Source organism: Amedibacillus sp. YH-ame10 (genome assembly GCF_053848885.1).
The window spans coordinates 1-22,968 of record NZ_JBSPFA010000041.1 but is presented as its reverse complement, the minus strand read 5'-3'; the positions used below and the strand labels follow the sequence as shown (position 1 = coordinate 22,968).

Annotated in this window: 19 protein-coding genes, 1 rRNA gene and 1 other annotated feature; of the genes, 15 read left to right on the top strand and 5 right to left on the bottom strand. The window is 36.4% G+C overall.

Annotation, left to right across the window (positions count from 1 at the left end; genetic code table 11):
* The first annotated feature begins 378 nt into the window (after window positions 1-378).
* From ACWG42_RS13640 to ACWG42_RS13620, 5 genes are all read left to right on the top strand, one after another.
* Window positions 379-696 carry a PTS lactose/cellobiose transporter subunit IIA gene (locus ACWG42_RS13640; protein ID WP_455793113.1) on the top strand — a complete coding sequence of 106 codons (318 nt, stop codon included), beginning with the start codon at window positions 379-381 and terminating at the stop codon, window positions 694-696.
* The gene (locus tag ACWG42_RS13635) at window positions 668-2,089 is read left to right on the top strand and encodes a glycoside hydrolase family 1 protein (protein ID WP_455793112.1); all 1,422 of its coding nucleotides are present in this window, start codon (window positions 668-670) and stop codon (window positions 2,087-2,089) included. The genes ACWG42_RS13640 and ACWG42_RS13635 overlap by 29 nt, the downstream gene beginning before the upstream one ends.
* 12 nt (window positions 2,090-2,101) lie before the next feature.
* The gene (locus ACWG42_RS13630; RefSeq protein ID WP_455793111.1) at window positions 2,102-2,389 is read left to right on the top strand and encodes a PTS sugar transporter subunit IIB; all 288 of its coding nucleotides are present in this window, start codon (window positions 2,102-2,104) and stop codon (window positions 2,387-2,389) included.
* Between the two features lie 21 nt (window positions 2,390-2,410).
* A complete protein-coding gene (locus ACWG42_RS13625) occupies window positions 2,411-3,721 on the top strand; it encodes a PTS sugar transporter subunit IIC (protein ID WP_455793110.1) in 1,311 nt (436 codons plus the stop codon).
* 90 nt (window positions 3,722-3,811) lie between these two features.
* Window positions 3,812-5,677 carry a BglG family transcription antiterminator gene (locus ACWG42_RS13620; protein WP_455793109.1) on the top strand — a complete coding sequence of 622 codons (1,866 nt, stop codon included), beginning with the start codon at window positions 3,812-3,814 and terminating at the stop codon, window positions 5,675-5,677.
* A gap of 9 nt (window positions 5,678-5,686) precedes the next feature.
* Here the strand turns inward: ACWG42_RS13620 and ACWG42_RS13615 are convergent, their stop codons facing one another.
* Genes ACWG42_RS13615 through ACWG42_RS13600 form a run of 4 tightly spaced genes read right to left on the bottom strand, consistent with a single transcriptional unit; the run spans window position 5,687 to window position 7,946 of the window.
* A complete protein-coding gene (locus tag ACWG42_RS13615) occupies window positions 5,687-5,959 on the bottom strand; it encodes a hypothetical protein (RefSeq protein WP_455793108.1) in 273 nt (90 codons plus the stop codon).
* A complete protein-coding gene (locus ACWG42_RS13610; protein WP_455793107.1) occupies window positions 5,949-7,268 on the bottom strand; it encodes a DUF4153 domain-containing protein in 1,320 nt (439 codons plus the stop codon). Before ACWG42_RS13610 ends, ACWG42_RS13615 begins: the two co-directional genes overlap by 11 nt.
* Before the next feature lie 18 nt (window positions 7,269-7,286).
* A complete protein-coding gene (locus ACWG42_RS13605; protein ID WP_455793106.1) occupies window positions 7,287-7,493 on the bottom strand; it encodes a helix-turn-helix domain-containing protein in 207 nt (68 codons plus the stop codon).
* A 9-nt stretch (window positions 7,494-7,502) separates the two neighbouring features.
* Entirely contained in the window at window positions 7,503-7,946 is a 444-nt protein-coding gene (locus ACWG42_RS13600) for a DUF2975 domain-containing protein (protein WP_455793105.1), read from the bottom strand.
* Between the two features lie 264 nt (window positions 7,947-8,210).
* Here ACWG42_RS13600 and proC point away from each other — a divergent pair, with 264 nt between their 5' ends.
* Window positions 8,211-9,023: a pyrroline-5-carboxylate reductase gene (proC, locus tag ACWG42_RS13595; RefSeq protein ID WP_455793104.1), complete on the top strand. Its 813-nt coding sequence runs from the start codon at window positions 8,211-8,213 to the stop codon at window positions 9,021-9,023.
* A 104-nt stretch (window positions 9,024-9,127) separates the two neighbouring features.
* Complete coding sequence (locus ACWG42_RS13590) at window positions 9,128-9,949, top strand: MerR family transcriptional regulator (protein WP_455793103.1); 822 nt, start codon at window positions 9,128-9,130, stop codon at window positions 9,947-9,949.
* Between the two features lie 27 nt (window positions 9,950-9,976).
* Here ACWG42_RS13590 and ACWG42_RS13585 read toward each other — a convergent pair whose 3' ends face one another.
* Window positions 9,977-11,050 (bottom strand): helix-turn-helix domain-containing protein, encoded by a 1,074-nt coding sequence (locus ACWG42_RS13585; protein ID WP_455793102.1) that lies wholly within the window; start codon window positions 11,048-11,050, stop codon window positions 9,977-9,979.
* A gap of 372 nt (window positions 11,051-11,422) precedes the next feature.
* Between ACWG42_RS13585 and rplK the strand changes: the two genes are divergently transcribed.
* The 8 genes from rplK to ACWG42_RS13545 form a co-directional block, all read left to right on the top strand.
* Window positions 11,423-11,839 (top strand): 50S ribosomal protein L11, encoded by a 417-nt coding sequence (gene rplK / locus ACWG42_RS13580; protein ID WP_455793101.1) that lies wholly within the window; start codon window positions 11,423-11,425, stop codon window positions 11,837-11,839.
* 19 nt (window positions 11,840-11,858) lie between these two features.
* A complete protein-coding gene (gene rplA, locus ACWG42_RS13575) occupies window positions 11,859-12,545 on the top strand; it encodes a 50S ribosomal protein L1 (RefSeq protein ID WP_455793100.1) in 687 nt (228 codons plus the stop codon).
* 33 nt (window positions 12,546-12,578) lie between these two features.
* Window positions 12,579-12,707, top strand: a sequence feature (ribosomal protein L10 leader region).
* A 39-nt stretch (window positions 12,708-12,746) separates the two neighbouring features.
* A complete protein-coding gene (gene rplJ / locus ACWG42_RS13570) occupies window positions 12,747-13,304 on the top strand; it encodes a 50S ribosomal protein L10 (RefSeq protein ID WP_455793099.1) in 558 nt (185 codons plus the stop codon).
* Window positions 13,305-13,331: 27 nt separating this feature from the next.
* The gene (gene rplL / locus ACWG42_RS13565; protein ID WP_455793098.1) at window positions 13,332-13,706 is read left to right on the top strand and encodes a 50S ribosomal protein L7/L12; all 375 of its coding nucleotides are present in this window, start codon (window positions 13,332-13,334) and stop codon (window positions 13,704-13,706) included.
* A gap of 74 nt (window positions 13,707-13,780) precedes the next feature.
* Entirely contained in the window at window positions 13,781-14,380 is a 600-nt protein-coding gene (locus tag ACWG42_RS13560; protein WP_455793097.1) for a class I SAM-dependent methyltransferase, read from the top strand.
* A 108-nt stretch (window positions 14,381-14,488) separates the two neighbouring features.
* On the top strand, window positions 14,489-18,670 hold the full coding sequence (gene rpoB, locus ACWG42_RS13555; RefSeq protein WP_455793096.1) for a DNA-directed RNA polymerase subunit beta: 4,182 nt from the start codon (window positions 14,489-14,491) through the stop codon (window positions 18,668-18,670).
* Between the two features lie 5 nt (window positions 18,671-18,675).
* The gene (gene rpoC, locus ACWG42_RS13550; RefSeq protein WP_455793095.1) at window positions 18,676-22,536 is read left to right on the top strand and encodes a DNA-directed RNA polymerase subunit beta'; all 3,861 of its coding nucleotides are present in this window, start codon (window positions 18,676-18,678) and stop codon (window positions 22,534-22,536) included.
* A gap of 345 nt (window positions 22,537-22,881) precedes the next feature.
* A 16S ribosomal RNA gene (locus ACWG42_RS13545) occupies window positions 22,882-22,968 on the top strand; the annotation flags it as partial.

Below are 22,968 nucleotides of genomic sequence, written 5' to 3'. Positions count from 1 at the left end.
GAATAAGTAAAAGCAAAGCATGGGAATGGGCGAACACGCGAAAAGGGTATGCCAGAGTAGCAAGTTCATTCATCATGTGTAGAGCGGTTCCTAATAAAGTTCTAGAGAAAAGAGGATTCCTAGAAATGGAAACCCTCTATCGAAACAAATCTATATAAAATATACTGAACCGCCGTATACGGAACCGTACGTACGGTGGTGTGAGAGGACGATAAATAAAATAATTATTTATCTCCTACTCGATTATATTTGGGTAGTAACCTAGACGTATTTTGTAAAATAAAAATTAGGTTTTCATATCTCCTCTTCGAAGAGGAAATTTCTTGTTTTATCAAATGTAATAATTTCGTTATAGTATAGGTGAAAGGAAGGGATATCATGAATTATGAAGAAATATCATTCCAACTGATATTGCACAGTGGAAATGCAAGAAGTCTTGCTCATGAAGCATTATCAGATGTGAAAGAAGACAAGGTAGAAATCGCAAAAGAAAAACTAAAAGAAGCAAAGGAGGAACTGTTACAGTCTCAAAAACTGCATGCACAAATGCTAAGAGAAATGGCAAATGATGTGGAAATTAAAATTAATTTATTGTTGATTCACGCAGAGGATCATGTGGCAAGTTCAGATTGTGTTCTTATGATGGCAAATGAAGTAGTTGGTATTTATGAAAGGTTTGGTAAAACACATGGATAAAAAATTTTTATGGGGAGGAGCAAGTGCTTCCTATCAATGTGAAGGTGCTTGGAATGAAGATGATAAAGCAGAAAGTATGTGGGATCACTATTTACATCTTGAAAATCTAGAAAATGGAGATATTGCAAGTGATCATTATCATCGTTTTGAAGAAGATATTAAAATGATGGCAGAAGGTGGACAAAATACATATCGATTCTCTCTGTCATGGCCAAGAATTATTAAGAATAGAGAAGGGGATGTAAACGAAAAAGGAATCGCTTTCTATCATAGGATGTTGGATGCTTGTCATACCTATGGAATTACACCCTTTGTGACAATTTATCACTGGGACTTACCGCAGTATTGGGAAGAAACTGGTGGATGGTTAAATGAAGAAGTTTGTTATGCTTATCAACATTATGCAAAGGTATGCTTTGAAAACTTTAAAGATAAGATTTTACATTGGGTAACATTCAATGAACCTAAGTGGTTTACAGCAAGTGGATATCTTATTGGGAATTATCCCCCAGCACATCAAAACCCACAAGAGATGATTTGTGCAGCGTATCATGTGATGTATGCGAGTGCATTGGGTGTGCAAGCCTTTAGAGAAGGTGGATATCCTGGAGAAATTGGTATCGTACATAGCTTTACGCCAGTCAATGGGATTGATGATAGCGTGGAAACAAGAATTGCAATGCGTTATGCGGATAATTATTGCAATAATTGGATTCTAGATACTGCCGCAAAAGGTGAAATCCCAATTGATTTATTAACAGCATTATCAAAGAAGTTTGATTTAAGTATGATAAAAACTGAGCATTTAAAGGTGATTAAGGAAAACACAGTAGACTTTTTAGGGTTGAACTATTACTCTAGAACACTAGTAAAACCTTATACAGATGGAGAAACCGTATTTATCATAAATCATGCTGGTAAAGAAGGAAAAGGACAGAGTAAGGTAGTATTAAAAGGATGGTTTGAACAAATCTTAAATGATCCTAATATGACTTATACAGAATGGGATACAGAAATCTATCCAAAAGGTTTGCAAGAAGGATTGTTAGAAGTTCATGAAAAATACCATCTGCCAATTTATATTACAGAAAATGGTGTTGGAGTAGCAGAAGATGTAAGTGTTGAAGAGGTACAAGATGATTATCGTATTAGCTTTATGAATGATCATATCAATGCGATGATGAATGCAATGGATCAAGGTGTAGATATCCGTGGTTATTATGCTTGGAGCTCTTTTGATTTATACTCATGGAAGAATGGATGTAAAAAACGTTATGGTTTAGTTGCAATAGATTTTGATTCAGAACTTGTGAGAAAGCCAAAGAAAAGTTATCATTGGTATAAAGAGATGATTGAAAGCAATGCGAAGTTGATTAAAAGAGTCGACTTGTAGGAGGAAATTGTTATGAAAAAAATTATGTTAGTATGTAATGCTGGGATGTCTACAGGAATGTTGGCAAAACGTATTGAAGAAGCAAGTGGTGGTGAATTAGAAGTGAAAGCTTATGGAGAGGCTGAATATTTGGATTATATCGAAGGTGTTGAATTGATCCTTGTTGGTCCACAAATTCGTCATTTACTACCAGATATTAAAGCATCTGTATCCATTCCAGTGGAAGCCATTGCGCCACAACACTATGGGATTATGAATGGGAAAGCAGTATATCAAGATATTTTAAAAATTCTTAAATAAAGAAAGGGAAGGTTTTGAAGTATGAATTTTAATACAATTAACGCGAAGATGGAGAAACATATTCTTCCTCTTGCGAATAAAATGAGTTCACAGCGTCATTTGAAAGCGATTAGAGATGCATTTATATCTTTGTTGCCAATTACATTAATGGGGGGACTTGCGGCTGTTGTTGGGGCAGCACCAGTAACTGAATCAACAACCAATGGGTTCTTGTTGGCATGGGCAAAATTTGTAGCTGATAACAATATGTTGTTGTCTTGGATCAACGCATTGACATTAGGAGCAATGGCACTCTATATTTGTATAGGTATTACAAACTTCTTGTGCAAACACTATAAAATTGATCCATTTTTACCGATTTTATTAGCGACAGCAGGATTCTTAATGGTATGTGTTGCGCCAATTGAATTAGGTTGGGCTGGAAAAAGTGTAGAAATTTCTTATTTGGATGGAAAAGGTTTGATTCCAGCAATCGCAATTAGTATATTTACTGTTGAATCATACCAATTTATGAGAAAACGTAATTGGGGAAGAATTAAACTTCCTGATAGTGTACCTGCATCCTTATCCGAAACATTTGCTTCCTTATTACCAGGCGTTTTAATACTGACAGCATTTATCGCAATCTTCGCAATCTTCAATGCAGCAAATACAACTTTACCAGGTTTCATTTATCAAATGTTGGCACCAGCATTTAATGCAGCAGATTCTATGCCGTTTGCTATCATTGCAACATTACTAATACATCTATTCTGGTTCTTTGGAGTACATGATGCAGCACTTGCTGGAATTTTAGGACCTGTTCGTGATGGAGGCTTATCCTTAAATGCAGCTGCTCAAGCAGCAGGAAAAGCATTGCCAAATGTATTCACGACTCCATTCTGGGTTTATTTCGTCGTTATCGGAGGGTGCGGTGCTTGTTTGGCATTAGCAATTCTATTAGTACGTTCAAAATCAAAACAATTAAAGACGGTTGGACGTGTAGGTATTGTACCAGCATTCTTCAATATTTCTGAACCTATCATCTTTGGAGTTCCATTGATGTTAAATCCAATTTTCTTAATTCCATTCTTATTTACTTCTACGTTAAATGCGGTCATTGCATATGCTTGTATGAGTTCAGGCTTGATTGGAAGATCGTTTGCCATGTTGTCATGGAATATGCCAAGTGTATTTGGAGCATTCTTGTCGACAATGGATTGGCGAGCAGTTGTACTAGTAGTTCTGTTGATTTTAATGGATATACTTATTTACTATCCATTCTTCAAAATACAAGAACGTCAACTTGTTGCGCTTGAAAATGAGGAAGAAGAAGTAAAAGAAATCGAATAATTGAAAAGGTGGGAAACTCTTCCCATTTTTTCGCATATCACATATACTTAAGGTATCATCACCTTTGAATAGGAATGAGGTAGGGATAATATGAAAGATTTAAGCAAACGTCATTTGGATCTATTGAAAATCTTACGTAGTGAGGAAGTTATGACTTCTCAAGAATTGGGTATGAAACTACATGTTTCATCGAAGACAATACGTAATGAAATTAAAGTATTGAACAGTTTGTTTTCAACTCCTTGTATCATAGCGAATAAAGGGAGTGGCTACAGTATTGTAAAAGATCATGAAGTTTATAATTCTTTAGCACAAAATCATAAGGATGTTGAATTACACCGTAATTTTAAAGTTTTAAAATATTTATTAACCAATACAAGCGTTAATTTTTATGATTTGGCAGAGGCATTATATATTAGTGAAACAACGCTACAAAATAGCGTTGTGGAGTTAAATGAAATCATCGCAAAACGAAATATATCCGTACAAATTAGACGTACAAACAATGAAGTCTATTTTGATGGTAGTGAAGAGGCAAGAAGACAAGCCTCCACGTATTTTCTCATGCATGAAATCAATGAATATAATTTTGATTTAAATAATTACACTCACTTTTTCCATACCTTTGACCTAACAAAACTAAAACACTACATTCTAACATTTGATCGTGATCATGATGTAAAGATGAAAGATTTTGAGACGATATCTTTTGTAATGCATGTAGCAATTATGCTAGAACGTATCCTACAAGGAAATGAAATCTTACCTGTTGAGAATGCAAAACCAGATGATCGACATATGGAACTAGCAAAGGAGTTCGCAAAGGGCCTTGTTGAAGTAATTGATGTCGCTTTATCAAATACAGAGCTTTCCTATTTGGCATGTTTATTTGCAGGGAAATTACCAGTAATAGATACAGAAGAATTAGCAGATATGCGTTTATTCATCGATGATATCATTGCCCAAATTCAAACAAATTATGATGTAGATTTAAACCATGATTTAGAGTTTCGAAACAATTTTCTGATTCATCTAATGGGACTTAAAAATCGTATTGATAATCAGACATTCTTAAATAACCCTCTGATTGCGGATATCAAACAGAATTTTGTATTGGTGTATGATATTAGTGTATTCATTGCGATGAAAATTCAAGAACGTTTTGATACAAGTTTGTTAGAGGATGAAATTGGATATATTACCCTACATCTCATGGGGTCTTTGGTTAGAATGCATACTTCTAGTTGCCGTAGAGTTGTTGTTTTGTCTCCTTTAGGTGAAGCGGGGAATGGATATTTACGCAGTAAATTAACAAACGTGCATGATTTGACAATAGAACTGTGTGCAATTTTATCCATGTTTGATACGAAAAAGATTGCGGAAATCCAACCAGATTTAATTATTAGTTTTTTTAAAGAACCAAGCGATGTTAAGTATCCAGTCTATGTTTGTGATGGACTATTAAGTGATGGAGATTTAGAAAAAATATATCAGATTCTAAAAAAACAAAATCATACAGATGATGCGTCGAATTTCTTTTCTCAACAATTGTTTTTTCCAAATGTACAAGCCAACAAAAAGGAAGAAGTTATTCAGTTGCTTTGCGATACATTGTATGAACAAGGGTACGTTGAAAAGGATTATCAAAATTATGTTTTGAAACGAGAACAGACAGCGCCAACAGCGTATGGAAATATGTTCGCGATACCTCATCCAATTGAGAAAAAAGCAAATAAGAATATGGTGGCAGTTGCGATATTGAACAAACCTATCATGTGGAGTGAACAAAAAGTGAGACTCGTGTTTTTGTTCTCATTATCAAAAGAGCGAGATGAGGCATTTGATAAGTTATTTGAACAACTCGTGGGTTTATTAAATGATGAAAATAAAGTAAAGCAGTTAATCAAAATGGATACTTTTACATCCTTTATCACAACCTTTATGTCTTCTATATAAAAAGCAGCTTTATCGCTGCTTTTTTGATGCACGCATGAGACGTATGATAATGATAAGGAATAGAATGCCATTACATATAGTGATGTAAAAGGAAGCTCCTATACCTGGGATTATGTTCGCATCAGCTAAATATCCTAAAACAATCATCCATAATGCATTGCTACATGTAGTAAGCATAGCGATTATCATTTGTTTAAAGGATGGTGTTTGCCATAGGATAAGTAGAAGAATTGTTGTGAAGATAAGCACTTGCATAGTTGCGTATACATGTTCATTCAACATAAGAGCTATCCTCTACTAGAGTAGGCATTGTTTGATTGTATTTTATGATAAAAGTATCCACATTCAATAGGTTCAAGAAGAGAAAGGCAATACAGAAATACTTTATGATATGTTGTAGGGTTTTGTCTTCTGTGTGGTTTATATGATATAGGATAAGTACAAAGGTACCAAGTAGTATGATTAAAAACCATGAAGAGTACACACGAAGTGGAGTTAATCCATAAGCACTGATATATAAAACCATCTTTAACATAGCTGTACATAATAAAGCGATTGTTTCTACACATAGGATGCGCTTAATAGCGTATTGTATTTTTGAATGTGTTTGTTTACTAATGAGATGCATACATACAAGTACTAAGAGATTGATGGCAGATATGATACAAAGTTGAAAGAATCCTTCTCTAGCAAAATGGGAGAATGAGAAGCTTTCCAAAGACATTGACATATTTTTGATAATATCAGAGGTAGATAGAATTAGAAATATTGTGTATACCATGATTAAGATAACTTCGATTGTCATGGGGACTGTAATCGGGATTATACGTGTTTTATTCATACGTATATCTAGTTCGTTTTTTTCAACTTTAATTACATCTGCTCGTTCACAGTTCATGTTTCCATAAATAAGGGAATATAGGTATGTGAATACAGGGAAGGAAAATATAATATAAATGATTTCTTTTATTAGATTGTTTATATTTGAGAAGAAATAAAGAACAAAGCGTTGAAAGGCAAGGTCTGCCGACAATAGTAAAGGGATAACGACAAGTAATATAGGAACACTGATGATAATTCCAATCAAAATAGCGCCAACATGTTGTAGATGAAGGGCTTCTTTTGATAGTGAAACAAGTTTTTGACATAGCGTTTTTATTCCTTGTAGTGGAACGAAGGTGAAGGCATTTAAAATATCAATAAAGAAATACTGTCCATTTTCATGGATTTGTTTATGAGAAAGTACAAGCAATGTATGCGATAGTACAAGTAAGATAAAACAAACATTGAAGAACTTCAAGAAATAATTATCGAAGATTAGGTTTGGTATACAACAAAGGAAAAGAAAGATGAATGAGGTATACGTTTTGTGAGTGAATGGAAAATAGAGTCTTGCGTAGATAGCACTAAGTATTACGTATAGAATCAGCAATATAGCTTGTGGCTCTTCCATATGAAATGGTTGAAGAAAACGGATACCTAGATAGGAAATAAGGGCAATGGCGCATGCCATAAAGATGTTGTAGTGGGTGTATATGAATACATTGGGTGCATTTAAAAGAGCATCGTGCTCGATACGTTTTTTGTTCATGATAGTTTCTCCTATTTTTTATTCTTCGACATACTCCAATATGTCGGCGGGTTGACAGTCTAGGGCTTTACAGATTGCGTCTAGTGTAGAGAAGCGAATTGCTTTCGCTTTGTTGTTTTTTAGTATGGATAGATTAGCATTCGTGATATCAATCTCTTTTGCAAGATCTCCTGCAGATATCTTTCGTTTTGCCATCATCACATCTAAGTTTATAATAATTGGCATAGCGTTTCCTTATATTGTGAAGTCATTTTCCTGTTTTAACAGGGTGGCTTCACTTATGACATTTTTTACTACTCGCAGGATGAGCGCAATGAATGCAAATGCAATGGATACAAGAAAGAAGGCAATGTAGCCAATGGAAGATATGGCACATACGATTGCAACCCCCATACACAGCCAAGAAAGTCTTCTTAAATGACGGGTGTTTTCTTCTTCAAATACGACACCGTTTTGGATGTTCTTTAATAATTTGTGCAATAAAGCAAATATAAAGAACGCAAGAAATAGGCATACATAGCCAGTGATAAGAATGGTATAAAAAGCATTTGGTTTTTGTACATAGTCAACATATGCTTTTGTGAATGGATATCCACCAATACAGAAAATGATTCCGATTATGAAAAATATCTTCACGCATAAAATGGATAATGTTAGTGATTTATCAGAGTTCCACATAGATAAGTCCTCCCTTACAGGTATAATATAACACGCAATATCTTGTTTTGCAATATAAATTTATCGTTTATCAATAAATTTTTGTTTTTGTGTGGTGTGTAAAGGGTGCTTGTAAGATGTAGTAAATATCTCCTGCAGTGCATTCGTAAGAATAATCTTTTATTAAAATGATAAGAGAACCATTAGAATCGTATGAAATGAAGATTATATATGTTTTTTTTGGTAATCATGAAGTATAATGAAAGAAAAAGGCAGGGAAAGTCTATGAAAACAATTGGATTTATTGGATGTGGAAATATGGGCAAAGCAATGGTGGAGGGAATTATGAAGGCAAATCTTGTGGATGGAGACCATATGATTGTCAGTAATACACGCCCAGAGAAACTACAAGAATTGAGTAGCCAGTACGATGATTTCTATATTAGTGATAATGTAAGTGTTGCGAAGAATAGTGACCTTCTGTTTTTGGCAGTGAAACCCTATTTGTATAAAGATGTTATCGATGAAATCAAAGAGTATGTAAAACATGATTCTATCGTAATTGCAATTGCGGCTGGAATTAGTATACAGGATATGTATCATATGTTTGGTAGAATGTGTAAGGTGGTAAGAGCAATGCCAAATACACCTGCAATGGTTGGTGAGGGTATGAGTGCTTTGGCATTTGGTGAACTATTGGATGACGATGATAAAGAAGAAGTTGTTTCTATTTTTGAAAGTTTTGGAAAATGTGCGGAAGTGAAAGAAACTATGATGGAAGCTGTGGCAGTTGTTAGTGGAGCTTCTCCAGCATATTTATTTATGATTATGGAAGCAATGGCGGATGGGGCTGTGCTTGAAGGAATGCCAAGAAATGATGCATATACATTTGCGGCACAGGCAATGCTTGGCTCCGCAAAGATGGTGTTAGAAACAGGAAGGCATCCAGGTGAGTTAAAAGACATGGTGTGTACACCTGGCGGGACAACCATTGAAGCAGTTGCAGTTTTAGAAGCTTGTGGCGTGCGTAGTGCAATCATTGAAGCGATGCGAGCATGTGCAGATAAAAGTAGAGAAATGGGAAAAAAACATAAATAGAAAGTCGATAATGAAAAAAGTTATCGATTTTTTCTATTTGCTGTTGACTCTCACATGGTGTCATACTTTATACTGTAGGTGTGCACAAAACAGGAGGTACCTCAATGTTAAAAATTGGAGATTTTTCTAGGTTGTCTAGAATCAGTATTCGTATGTTGCGTTATTATGATGAATGTGACGTATTAAAACCCGCATGTATAGATGATATGAGTGGGTATCGCTTTTATGAAAATGAACAGTTATATTGGGCATTTCAAATTAACTTCTTAAAAGATAGTGGATTTAGCATTGCCATGATCAAAGAGATATTGGCAAACTTTCATAATGCAAAAGAAATACGTCCATATATTGAAAAACGAATATCCGAATTACAAGATGAAAAAAGTCGCGTAGAAGAAATGATCCAATACTTAAAAAAAGCAGAAAAGCTGCTTGACAAGGAGGATATGTTGATGAAATATGAAGTAGAAATTAAAGATATTAAAGGAACTTACGTCGCTAGCAAACGAGGGATTATTCCAACCTATCATCACGAAGGAATGTTATGGGAAGGTTTGTGTAAAGAATTTGAAGCGAGAAAGATGCAGATTGCTTTTTCAAATGAGAAACCAAGAGCATATTTCTTTGATGAAGGATATAAAGAAAATGAGCCAGATGTTGAGGTTTGTCTAGGTGTGCAGGGAAACTATGAAGATAGTGAAAATGTCAAATTCAAAACATTGAAAACACAAACCTGCGCATGTGTTACCTTTAAGGGAACTTACAATTTGATCTCAGAAGTAAGCTTTGCGATAGCAGCATGGATCAATGAACATGGCTATGAATTAGATGGACCTGATTTCTGTATCTATCATGTAGGTTACAATGATCAAGCAAAAGAAGAAGATTTTGTGACAGAAATTTGTTATCCGATTAAAAAGGGGTAAAGAAAAGACGAGGCGGCTCGTCTTTTCTTATGCTTCCTTGATGATTTCAAGATACTCTTTATCATCTCGTATGAAATCGAGATCTTTGCATTCTAGTAACATATGTTGGATAATTTGTTCGTTTAATTGTTGTGGATGTGCGTTTTCCTTTAGTAAGATTGTATGAAAACAAGGGTTCGTTTCTAAATAGTTTTTCATATTACGCACAGTTTTATCCATATGACGTAAACCATATATGTACTCTTTTAATAAACGCAAAGTATTTTCTCTATCCTTTAAGCGGGCATAAAAAATGTAACATTGAGGATAGAAAGAGGAGGCGATTGGAAAAGTCTTATGTAAGAGTTCCATTGTAGATAGCAGTGCTTTTGCGTCTTCTTTTTTTTGTTCTTGGAAAGCAAGGTTGATCAAAGAGAACAGGTTCATATATATTTGTGTGCTATCTGCATAAAGTTGTGACTGTAAGAGGTGTATAGCTTTATCGTTTTGGTGTAGTTTTTGATATAAAGAACACTCTATAGAGGTAGTATTCGATAGTTTAGGGATACTTTGGATGAGGTCTAAGGATTCTTGTGTGTTGCCTTCTTTCGCAAAATAGGTACTCATTAAAATACAAGCGCCTTGCCGTATGATTAAATCCTTTGATGTAAGGATAGGCGTGATGAGTTGTTTTGCGTAATCCTGAAACTGTTGTGTATACTTTTGGGGTTGTTCGCTTTGGTAAAGGTAGATAGTGATGGTACCTATAGAACCAGCAATCTTAAATTTTAGCATTTCACTATTTGGATACATGCGTACGATATTTTTACAATACGCCATTGCGTCTTCAAATGAAGTGGACGAGAATTTCTCTACGATATCTTTCACCAATTCATCTACCTGTTGTAAAAATAGTTCAGGTTCAAAACATAATAATTCATCAATGCTGATTTGAAAGATGCGTGCTAAAATGGGTAATGTAGATATATCGGGTAGGGATTGATTGTTTTCCCATTTGCTGATTGCTGCACTGCTTACATTGCACAGTTGAGCTAATTGCTTTTGGGTGTATTTCTTATGTATCCGTAGTTCGGTGATTTTTTCGCCAATATTTGTATTCATAGGTAAGCTCCTTTTCGTTGGGGTGGGTATACCTATATTATAAAGCAGTGGGTGAATAAGACAATGGAGGAGTGGTTTTATTTTCGTGATAAAAATCAACGGTTGGTTGATGTGGGGGTGGTATATAAGGAGAAGGTGATAAAGATTTTTTTTATATTACAGGAAAGAATATAACGAGATGGATGAAACGTAAGAATAGATATAGAATAAGGTTGAATGTAGCAAAAAAACTGTTGCATTTCTGTTAGTTTCGTATTAGAATAGGTAGGTGCCACTAAAAAAAAGTGGTATTTTGACATGCGTGGGAGAAGGAGCAACCCTTCAATTCAACCACTGCATAAGACAACATATATATTATAGGAGGTGTGTCTTGTGAGTAAGAAAGTTGCAAAAGTTTGTAAATTACAGTTCCAAGCAGGTGGAGCAAAACCTGGACCAGCATTAGCATCCGCTGGTATTAACATGCCACAGTTTTGTACGGCATTCAATGACGCTACAAAAGACCGTGGAGGAGATGTCGTTCCAGTAATTATTACTGCGTACGAAGACAAAAGTTTTGATTTCGTAATCAAAACAACACCAGCTGCAAACATGATTAAAAAAGCTGCTGGAATCAAAAAAGCTTCAGGGAACCAGAAAGAAATTTGTGGAAAGATAACTGCTGAGCAGTGTCGTGAAATCGCTGAATACAAAATGCCTGACTTAAACGCTAATGATGTAGAAGCTGCTATGCGTATTATCGCTGGTACTGCAAAAAACATGGGTGTTGAAGTTGAAGGTATGGAATAGAAAGGCGAGGTAACGTATAATGGCAAAATTCGGAAAGAAATACAGCGAAGCTGCAAAATTGGTTGACCGCACAAAAGCATATACCATCGCTGAAGCTGTTAAATTAGCAAAAGAAACTAACGTAGCTAAGTTTGATGCATCTGTTGAAGTTAGCTTTAGATTAAATGTAGACCCACGTCATGCGGATCAGCAAATTCGTGGAGCTATCGTTCTTCCACACGGAACTGGTAAAACACAAAAAGTTTGTGTTATTACACAGGGACCTAAAGAACAAGAAGCAAAAGATGCTGGAGCAGATTTTGTTGGTGGAAAAGAATTACTTGACCAGATTGCTAAGGGTTGGTTTGAATTCGATATTATCGTAGCAACTCCAAACATGATGGGTGAATTAGGTAAATTAGGACGTGTTTTAGGACCTAAAGGTTTAATGCCAAACCCTAAAACAGGAACTGTTACTATGGATGTAGCAAAAGCTGTTGAAGATATCAAAAAAGGTAAAGTTGAATACCGTGTTGACAAAGAAGGAAATATCAATCTTATGATTGGTAAAGTAAGCTTTGAAGAAACTGCATTAGCTGAAAACTTTAAGACTATCTACAATGCAATTGCAAAGGCTCGTCCTACTGCAGTAAAGGGAACTTATATTAAGAACCTTGTATTATCTACAACAATGGGTCCTGGAATCCACGTAACTGTAGAAAAATAAGCATTGACAAACGTTTCATAAAAGTATAGAATATCAAATGTTATCAATATACCATAGACAGTAACGGCCGTTTAGGCTTAATCATGTTACCGAGGTAAATCTTACGAAAGTAATTTTACACTCGCAGACTGTCTTGGATGCGAGTGTTTTTAATACTCTTAGAGGTATATTGTTACATATAAATTTAGGAGGTGTGAAGTTATGAATCAGGCAATCGTCGATAGTAAAAAGGCAGTCGTTTCTGAAATCGCTCAGAAAATGAAAGATGCTACTTCAACTGTTGTAGTTGAATATCGCGGGCTTAGTGTTTCGGAAGTAACTCAGCTTCGTAGAGATCTTCGTGCAGAAGGTATTGAATTCAAAGTGTATAAAAACTCTTTGGCTCAACGTGCCGCTGTCGAAGCAGGAGCAGATGAACTTGCAAAAGACTTGATTGGACCTAACGCAATCGCATTCGGTGGTGACGCAGTTGCCCCAGCACGTATTTTATCTAAATTCGCTAAAGCGCATGATAAACTAGTGTTAAAGAGTGGTATTGTTGAAGGAAAAGTTGTTGGTCTTGACACTATCAAAGAATTAGCTGGATTACCAAACCGTGAAGGTATGTTATCTATGTTGTTGAGCTGTCTGCAATCACCAGTACGTGGATTTGCATGTGTTGTTAAAGCAGTCGCTGACGCGAAACCAGCAGATGGTGCAGAAGCACCAGTAGTAGAGGCACCAGTTGCTGAAGCTACAAATGAAGAAACTGCTGCATAGCAGTATAAACCATAGGAGGACAAAACAATGGCAAAATTAAATCATGAAGACATTTTAGCTTACTTAGAAGAAGCTACAATCTTAGAACTTAACGACTTAGTAAAAGCAATCGAAGAAAAATTTGGAGTAACTGCTGCTGCACCTGTAGCTGTAGCTGCTGCTGCTGACACTGGAGCTGCTGATGCAGCTGCTGCTGATGTAACTGTTACATTAACAGATGTTGGTGGAACTAAAGTTGCTGTTATCAAAGCAGTACGTGAAATCACTGGATTAGGATTAGTTGACGCAAAAGGATTAGTTGACAAAGTTCCAAGTGTAATCAAAGAAAACGTACCAGCTGCTGAAGGTGAAGAAATCAAGAAAAAATTGATGGAAGCTGGAGCATCTGTAGAAGTTAAGTAATCAACCTTAATAAATTTATAAAAGAACGAAAAGCCGAAAGGCTTTTTGTCACCTATAAAAGGCGGTGTAAAAAGATGGATCATTATTTTACTGATAATCGTCATTTAGCAGAAAACCGGAAGGAAATATCTTTCCGGTTTTGGTGTTTAGATTATTTCTTTATTACGGATAATGGTGTATTCTCTAAGGATAGTATAGACTTTGGTACAAGGGTTATGTTAGATACCATTTGTAAGTGTGATGGACTTCAAGATAAGATATTAGATGTTGGGTGTGGATATGGACCAGTGGGCATCACTTTGAAAAAGATTTATCCAGAGAAACATTTTGAAATGGTGGATGTGAACCCTAGAGCTGTCTTGCTTGCGCAAGAGAATGCCAAAAGAAATAAAGTGGATGTTACAATTTATGAATCTGATGTATATGAGCGTGTAAATGGGAATACTTTTACTGATATCATTACAAATCCACCAATACGTGCAGGAAAGATAGTTATCTATAAGATATTTGAAGAAGCACATGATCATCTTGTGAGCGGGGGAAGCCTTTGGGTCGTTATTCGTAAACAACAAGGTGCATTAAGTGCGGTTAAGAAAATAAAAGAAGTATTTGGAAACTGTGATATCATAAACAAGGAAAAAGGATACTTCATTTTAAGGGCAAAAAAACATTGACAATTTGCATAATTGTTGCTATTATAATAAATTGCATAATACTAAACTGGTAAAATGGGATTTCATACCCTATTTTAGCAGTTGAAACGTGAAGAAAGGATGGCGTACATGGACAAAAAACAGCCTTATCGTATTGTCGCTTCCGGTAAAAAGGCAGAGCGTAGAGATTACTCAAAAGTGAGTGGTGACTTGGAGCTGCCAAATCTGGTAGAGATTCAGACTGACTCCTTTACATGGTTCAAAGATGAAGGAATTGAAGAGGTTTTCAATGAAATTTATCCTATCCAGAACTACGGTGGGAATATTAAATTAAAATTCAACGGATATGAATTTGGGGAACCGAAATATACTGCGGAAGAATCAATGTTCCGTGAGTGTAATTTTGCTGCTCCATTAAAAGCAAAAATGGAACTAGAAATTACAGATAACACAACTGGAGAAGTTATCAACAAATGGGAGGATGTCTTCTTAGGCGATTTCCCGATGATGACCGAAACAGGTACTTACATTATCAACGGAGCGGAGCGTGTTATTGTTTCGCAGATTGTTCGTTCTCCAGGTGCTTATTTTTCAACAGGTTATGAAGAAAAAACAGGGAAAGAATCTTATTCTTGTGAATTGATTCCAAGTCGTGGTACTTGGTTGGAATTCTTAACCGAACTTAAGAAAACGTCTACAGGGCGTGTTTTAAACGTTAGTATTGACCGTAAACGTAAAATGTTATCATCCGTATTGTTTAAAGCAATCGGTATGTCTGTGGATTTAGACCGCAGTGAAGATGCACATGATACAGCAGCTATCAAAACATTCTTACGTGCGATGGGAAGAAATGTGATTGAAGATGTTGCGGTAGATGAAGAAGAACGTGAGTTCATGAATCTTTACCTTACATTATATGCAGCATACTTTGGTAAATACGAAGAAATTGAAAACACCTTATTGAACGATAAAGTGAAAACTACACAGGAAGCATTGCTTTCTATTTATGAAAACCAGCGTTCTGATGAAATCCCAACATTGGATGGATCTATTACGTTAATGAATGCGAAATTTTTCGATCCTAGACGTTACGATTTAACAAAAGCAGGACGTTATAAATTACGTAAAAAATTAAATGCGATTAACCGCATTGAGAAAAATCGTTTAGCTCAAGATATTTTAGCTGCTGATGGTTCTGTATTTATGGAAAGTGGAACTATGATTCATCGTGATGAAAGAAACACTTTACGTACAGAACTTGAAAAAGGTATGCATGTAAATGCGTTCCCATTCAATCCGCTGTTTAACCATCCAGATGAAGTATCTGTACCAGTTAGCAATCAGCTTGGTCTTGTTGGACGTGTATTAGCAAGTGATGTGGAATTAGATGACCTTACTTTATATGAAGGAAGTATTCTAAGCGAACAAGATGTTGCTATACTTATGAACAATGTAGAACGTATCAATGTACAAGGTGGTATCATTGCTAAGAAAGTTGAACTTACAAAAGAAAATGTAAATGCTGTATTGAACTATGGTCAGCGTTTATATGCTTTCGCTCGTTTAACAGATGATAAAGGTATCGACGTTTGTGATGAAGATGGAGATGCATATGTTGAAGGGTATACTCCACGTCATAAGACAGATGTACTTGCTACAAGTGCTATGGAAGACATCAAAAACAAAGTGCATAATGGTGCAAAACTATATGCATGGTTAGTTGGTGCAGCTGTACAAGAAGTTTTAGTGCGTGATGAAGATGAGCATGTTGTGAAAGTTATGGGGAACGACCCATATGCGAACAAGCACACCATTACCATTTCCGATATGTACGCATTCTATGCATTTAATTTAAATGTTATGGAAGGTGTTGGAGAAACTGACGATATCGATATGTTAGGAAACCGTCGTATTCGTTCTGTTGGTGAATTGATTCAAAATCAATTCCGTATTGGATTAAGCCGTATGGAAAGAGTTGTTAAGGAACGTATGTCAATTGCGGAGATTGCTACATTAACACCAAAGAAATTGACAAACATTCGTCCTCTTACTGCAGCTATCAAAGAATTCTTCTCAAGTTCTCAGTTATCTCAGTTCATGGATCAACAGAATCCACTTGCTGAACTTACCAATAAACGTCGTATCTCTGCGTTAGGACCTGGTGGTCTTACACGTGATCGTGCTGGATTTGAAGTACGTGACGTTCATAGTTCTCACTATGGTAGAATTTGTCCAATCGAGACGCCTGAAGGACCAAACATCGGTTTGATTTCCAATCTTACATCATATGGTAAAATTAATGAATATGGATTTATTCAGACTCCTTATCGTATAGTGGAAACAGATGGAACAGTTGATGAAAAAACAATTTATTTATCTGCTGATGAAGAAGCAGATTATGTAATTGCACAGGCGAATGAGGTTGTTAACGGACGTTTGATTAACGAACGTGTGGTTGCTCGTAAAGCGGGTGATACTATCATCGCTAGACGTGAAGAAGTTGAATTGGCCGATGTTTCGCCAAAACAAATTGTTTCTGTAGCGACTGCTTGTGTACCATTCTTAGAAAATGACGATGCTTCTCGTGCGCTTATGGGTGCGAACATGCAACGTCAGGCAGTACCTTTGTTGTTACCACATTCTCCATATGTAGGAACAGGTATTGAATATAAAATCGCAAAAGACTCCGGTGTTGGTATTGTAGCCAAAGACGGTGGTATTGTTGAATATGTAGATTCACAGCGTATTGTTGTTAGTGAAAACGGAGGAAATCGTGAATATCGTTTACGTAAATTCCAACGTTCTAATAATGGTACAAACATTAACCAAACACCAATCGTTTCCAAAGGTGAAAAAATCGAAAAAGGAGATATCCTTGCCGATGGACCATCTATGGAAAAAGGTGAACTTGCATTAGGTCAAAACGTTACCATTGCTTATATGACATGGTATGGTTATAACTATGAAGATGCAATCATTATGTCTGAACGTTTAGTACGTGATGATGTATATACATCTGTTCATATTGAAGAATATGACATTGATTGTAGAGAAACAAAACTTGGGCCTGAAGAAATTACACGTGACATTCCAAATGTTAGTGAAAATGCATGCCGTAACTTAGACAGCCGTGGTATCATCATGGTTGGTGCGGAAGTTATGGAAGGTGATATCTTAGTTGGTAAGGTAACTCCTAAAGGTCAAAGTGAAATTTCACCAGAAGAAAAATTATTATTAGCGATCTTTGGAGAGAAATCTCGTGAAGTTCGTGACAACTCATTAAAAGTACCTCACGGTGGTGCAGGTATCGTGCATTCTATTCGTGTATTCAAAAGAAGCGAAGGGCATGATTTGCCACCTGGAGTAAATGAAACCGTAAAAGTATACATCGTTCAGAAACGTAAAATTTCTGAGGGTGATAAGATGGCGGGACGTCATGGTAACAAGGGTGTAATCTCTAAAATATTACCAGTTGAAGATATGCCTTATATGGCAGATGGTTCTTCTGTTGATATCATGTTAAACCCATTCGGTGTGCCATCACGTATGAACATCGGTCAGGTATTGGAAATCCATTTAGGATATGCAGCTAAGAAATTAGGTGTAAAATTCTCTACTCCAGTATTTGATGGTATCAATAACACAGAATTAAGTGGCATTATGCAAGAAGCAGAAATGACCAAAGATGGTAAACAAGTATTGTACGATGGACGTACTGGTGAACCATTCGATGAACGTATTTCTGTCGGAGTTATGTACATGATCAAACTTGCCCACATGGTGGATGACAAGTTACATGCACGTGCTACAGGACCTTACTCTTTAGTAACACAGCAACCATTAGGTGGTAAAGCACAAAATGGTGGACAGCGTTTTGGAGAGATGGAGGTTTGGGCATTAGAAGCATATGGTGCTGCACATACTCTACAAGAAATCTTAACTGTTAAATCAGACGACATTATGGGTCGTACAAAAACATATGAAGCAATCATCAAAGGTAAAGATATTCCAGAACCAGGTATTCCTGAATCCTTCCGTGTATTAAAACATGAGTTACAAGCTCTTGCAATCGATGTGAAGATGTTAAGTGAAACTGGTGAAGAAGTCGATATTAGTAAAGATGAACCTGCTGAAAACAATTCTTTACCTCCAATCTTGGATACTACAGAAATCCTAGGGGATGAAGATATTGAAGATATTACAATTGATGAAGAAGATATCCTTTCCGATGATGAAAATGAAGATATTGATGAATTTGACGCAGAGGATGATATTGTCTTAGAAGATGAACAAAACGAAGAGGAGGCGTAAAGTAAATGAGTGTTAATAATTTTGCCTCAATTCAGGTGGCCTTGGCCTCTCCTGATAGAATCCATGAATGGAGCCACGGTGAAGTAAAGAAACCAGAAACTATTAACTATCGTTCTCAAAAACCTGAGCGTGATGGGTTGTTCTGTGAAAAAATCTTTGGACCTAGCAAAGACTGGGAATGTTATTGTGGTAAGTATAAAAAAGTACGTTATAAAGGCGTTGTTTGTGATCGTTGTGGTGTAGAAATCACAAAATCAAGCGTGCGTCGTGAACGTATGGGACATATTGAATTAGCGGCACCAGTTGCACATATCTGGTACCTTCGTGGAATTCCTAGCCGTATGGCATTGTTGTTGGATGTTACTCCTAAACAATTAGAAGAAGTTGTATACTTCGTATCTTGGATTGTTACCGATCCAAAAGATACAAAATTAGAATACAAACAAATTCTATCCGAAAGAGAATATCGTGAGAACTTAGCTATTTATGGACCAGGTAGCTTCACTGCGCAGACAGGTGCTGAAGCAGCACTTACTCTGTTAAAAGAAGTTGACTTAGAAGGTGAATATAGCAAGATTCAGGATGCTCTACTTTCTGCACAGGGTGAAAAACGTAAGAAATTAATCAAGCGTTTGGATACAGTAGAATCTTTCCGTAATTCAGATAATGATCCTGAATGGATGATTATGACGGCTATTCCAGTAATACCACCAGATTTACGTCCAATGTTACAGTTGGATGGTGGACGTTTTGCGACAAGTGATTTGAATGACTTATATCGTCGTGTAATCACTCGTAACAACCGTTTGAAAAAACTATTAGAACTTGGAACACCTGCAATTATCGTTCAAAACGAAAAACGTATGCTTCAAGAAGCAGTTGATGCACTGATTGATAATGGACGTCGTTCAAAACCAATCACTGGTGCTGGTGGACGTGCGTTGAAATCCTTGTCTCACTCTTTAAAGGGAAAACAAGGACGTTTCCGTCAGAACTTATTAGGAAAACGTGTAGACTTCTCTGGACGTTCCGTAATTGCGGTAGGACCAGATTTGAAAATGTACCAATGTGGACTTCCACGTGAAATGGCAATCCAACTGTTTAAACCATTTGTGATCAATGAAATTGTAAACAGAGAAATTGCGAGCAATCCTAAAACTGCTGAGAAACTGATCGATCGTCAGGATCCACGTATTTGGGATATTGTGGAAAGTGTTATTGATGGATATCCAGTTCTTATGAACCGTGCACCAACACTTCACCGTTTAGGAATTCAAGCGTTTAAACCAAAACTTGTAGAAGGACGTGCAATGCGTCTTCACCCACTTGTTTGTACTGCGTTTAATGCCGATTTCGATGGTGACCAGATGGCTGTTCACGTTCCATTGAGTGAAGAAGCAAGAGCAGAAGCATTGATTATGATGCTTGGTTCTAATAACATTCTTGGACCTAAGGATGGAAAACCTATCGTTACACCTGGACAGGACATGGTTATGGGTAACTTCTATTTAACAATGGAAGAAACTGCAGAAGAGTTCCATCAAGAAGCTGATCGTTATATGGCTGTTGATTGTCCAAAAGAAGCAGAGAGCTGGAACCGTTATGGAAATAATGAAGGACATGTATTCGGAAGCATCAATGAAGTAATGATGTCTTACGAATTAGATCAAATTCATTTACATTCTCGTGTAGCAATTCCTGCAAGAGCTTTGAACAAATCAAGCTTTACAAAAGAACAACAAAGCAAATACATGTTAACTACTGTTGGTAAAATTATCTTCAATAACATGTTCCCTAGTGATTTCCCTTTCTTAAATGAGGTAAGTGGAGAAAACTTTAAAGCTACACCAGATCGTTATTTCCTTGAAATGGGAAAAGATATCAAAGAGGCAATTCGTGAATTACCTGTAGTTCCTGCCTTCAAGAAAAAAGATCTTGGTAAAATTATTGGTGAAATATTCAAACGATATAGCACAATCAAAACCAGTGAAATCCTTGACCAAATTAAGGATTTAGGATTCAAATATTCTACAGTTGCAGGTGTTACTGTTTCTCTATCTGATATCGAGGTTGCACCTCATAAAGAAGATCACGTAGAGTATGGTAAAGAAAAAGCCGAACAATTGAAAACACTGCGTAAAAAAGGAAAACTTACGATGCAGGAATGGGAACGTCACTTAAATAAACTTTGGGCAGATGTCAAAGATGATATCGCTGAAGAGTTATTAGGAAACCTTCCTCGTAAAAATCCAATTAACATGATGGCTCGTTCTGGAGCCCGTGGTAATACGTCTAACTTTACACAGCTTGCAGGTATGCGTGGTCTGATGGCGAAACCATCTCAATCCAAATCTGCAAAAGGTGAATATGTACCAAGTATCATAGAGGTTCCTATTTACTCTTGTTTCCGTGAAGGTCTAAACGTATCTGAGTTCTTTATCTCCACACATGGTGTGCGTAAAGGTCTTACCGATACAGCCCTAAAAACTGCCGAATCTGGTTATTTGACACGTCGTCTTGTCGATGTTGCACAGGATGTTATTGTTAAACAAGAAGATTGTGGTACAGATAAAGGGTATTGGGTTGAAGCAATTGTTGATCGTAAGACAACAACTGTAATTGAAAGTTTATATGATCGTCTTGTTGGACGTTATAGCAAACAAGAAATTATTGATCCAAAAACAAAAGAATTAATTATTGAATCTGATGAATTCATTACCGAACAACTTGCACAAAAAATTGTGGATGCCGGTATTGAAGGAATGTATATTCGTAGCGCATTTACTTGTAAATCCATTTATGGTGTTTGTAAGAGATGCTATGGACGTAACATGGCTACAGGTGAAGATGTACAAGTTGGAGAAGCAGTTGGTATTATGGCGGCACAATCTATTGGTGAGCCAGGTACACAGTTGACCATGCGTACATTCCATACCGGTGGTGTTGCGAGTGCAGATGGTGGAGATATCACACAGGGTCTTCCTCGTGTCGAAGAACTATTTGAAGCACGTTGTCCAAAAGGTGTTGCGGTATTAGCACAAATTAGTGGTGAAATCACAAACATCGAACAGATCGATACTGGTTATGAAGTAACTGTATCAAATGATAAAGAAAGCATTGTGCATAAAGTTACCTTAATTCAAGCGATTCGTCCTTGGATGAAAGTAGGAGCACATGTAGAATCAGGAGATAAAATTACAGAAGGTCAGGTAGATCCAAAAGAACTTCTTAAAGTAGCTGGTGTACGTCAAGTACAAAACTACATTTTGAAGGAAGTTAAGAAAGTATATCAGAGTCAAGGTATTGAAATTTCTGACAAGCACGTCGAGGTTATGATTCGTCAAATGCTTCGTAAAGTCGTTGTTCTTGAAGGAAATGATACTACATTGAATGCTGGTGTACAGGTATCTTTAACTGAAATTACAAAAATTAACCGTCAGGCATTGTTGAGTGGGAAAATTCCTGCAACCTTCAAACCTGTATTGTTAGGTATTTCTAAAGCTTCTGTTGAAACAGATTCCTTCTTATCAGCTGCATCTTTCCAGGAAACTACAAAAGTATTGACGGATGCTGCTATCAAAGGTAAGAAAGATTACTTGATCGGTCTGAAAGAAAACGTTATTATCGGTAAATTGATCCCAGCGGGAACAGGTATTGGTAGTGAACGAGAAATGAATCAGATCGTAGATACAAAAGCACATGAATTAAGAGAGATTCGTATCGAAAGAAATCGTAAAGACGACGATGATGATTTCATGGGATATGTACCAGGACCAGAAAAATATACAAGTGAAATGGTGCAGAAAATCATGGATGGAGAAGATCCAATTTTGGAATCTGTCTTACCATCTGAGATGTTAGATTAAGATTTCGAGTAAGAAATAACATGAGGAGCAGAATTTGTTTAGAAACAGGACAAAGCTGCTCCTTTTTTTGGGGAAAATTGTTCATGTTTTGTATACAAATGTTTGCGTAAAATAGGAGAATTCAAAATAGAAAAAATAAGCAAGATTTTATGAAAAAAAAGCATAATTTTGATTGACATAAAGAGATAAGTATAGTATTATTAACAGGCACTCAACGAGAGTGAAAACAAGTCGGTCTTTGAAAACTGAACAGGAAATACGTTGATTTCAATGAGATATGAACATAATCATATTCCAGATAAACAAACAAAAAAACAAGACGTTGGCAAAACGTCTGAGCTAAATCAAATGGAGAGTTTGATCCTGGCTCAGGATGAACGCTGGCGGCATGCCTAATACATGCAAGTCGAACGAAGTCTTTAGAAAGCTTGC

Bases quoted from the DNA above. Each gene is read 5' to 3' on its own strand.
- ACWG42_RS13640 (WP_455793113.1), top strand. From the start codon at position 379: ATGAATTATGAAGAAATATCATTCCAACTGATATTGCACAGTGGAAAT.
- ACWG42_RS13635 (WP_455793112.1), top strand. From the start codon at position 668: ATGAAAGGTTTGGTAAAACACATGGATAAAAAATTTTTATGGGGAGGA.
- ACWG42_RS13630 (WP_455793111.1), top strand. From the start codon at position 2,102: ATGAAAAAAATTATGTTAGTATGTAATGCTGGGATGTCTACAGGAATG.
- ACWG42_RS13625 (WP_455793110.1), top strand. From the start codon at position 2,411: ATGAATTTTAATACAATTAACGCGAAGATGGAGAAACATATTCTTCCT.
- ACWG42_RS13620 (WP_455793109.1), top strand. From the start codon at position 3,812: ATGAAAGATTTAAGCAAACGTCATTTGGATCTATTGAAAATCTTACGT.
- ACWG42_RS13615 (WP_455793108.1), bottom strand. From the start codon at position 5,959: ATGTTGAATGAACATGTATACGCAACTATGCAAGTGCTTATCTTCACA.
- ACWG42_RS13610 (WP_455793107.1), bottom strand. From the start codon at position 7,268: ATGAACAAAAAACGTATCGAGCACGATGCTCTTTTAAATGCACCCAAT.
- ACWG42_RS13605 (WP_455793106.1), bottom strand. From the start codon at position 7,493: ATGCCAATTATTATAAACTTAGATGTGATGATGGCAAAACGAAAGATA.
- ACWG42_RS13600 (WP_455793105.1), bottom strand. From the start codon at position 7,946: ATGTGGAACTCTGATAAATCACTAACATTATCCATTTTATGCGTGAAG.
- proC (WP_455793104.1), top strand. From the start codon at position 8,211: ATGAAAACAATTGGATTTATTGGATGTGGAAATATGGGCAAAGCAATG.
- ACWG42_RS13590 (WP_455793103.1), top strand. From the start codon at position 9,128: ATGTTAAAAATTGGAGATTTTTCTAGGTTGTCTAGAATCAGTATTCGT.
- ACWG42_RS13585 (WP_455793102.1), bottom strand. From the start codon at position 11,050: ATGAATACAAATATTGGCGAAAAAATCACCGAACTACGGATACATAAG.
- rplA (WP_455793100.1), top strand. From the start codon at position 11,859: ATGGCAAAATTCGGAAAGAAATACAGCGAAGCTGCAAAATTGGTTGAC.
- rplJ (WP_455793099.1), top strand. From the start codon at position 12,747: ATGAATCAGGCAATCGTCGATAGTAAAAAGGCAGTCGTTTCTGAAATC.
- rplL (WP_455793098.1), top strand. From the start codon at position 13,332: ATGGCAAAATTAAATCATGAAGACATTTTAGCTTACTTAGAAGAAGCT.
- ACWG42_RS13560 (WP_455793097.1), top strand. From the start codon at position 13,781: ATGGATCATTATTTTACTGATAATCGTCATTTAGCAGAAAACCGGAAG.
- rpoB (WP_455793096.1), top strand. From the start codon at position 14,489: ATGGACAAAAAACAGCCTTATCGTATTGTCGCTTCCGGTAAAAAGGCA.
- rpoC (WP_455793095.1), top strand. From the start codon at position 18,676: ATGAGTGTTAATAATTTTGCCTCAATTCAGGTGGCCTTGGCCTCTCCT.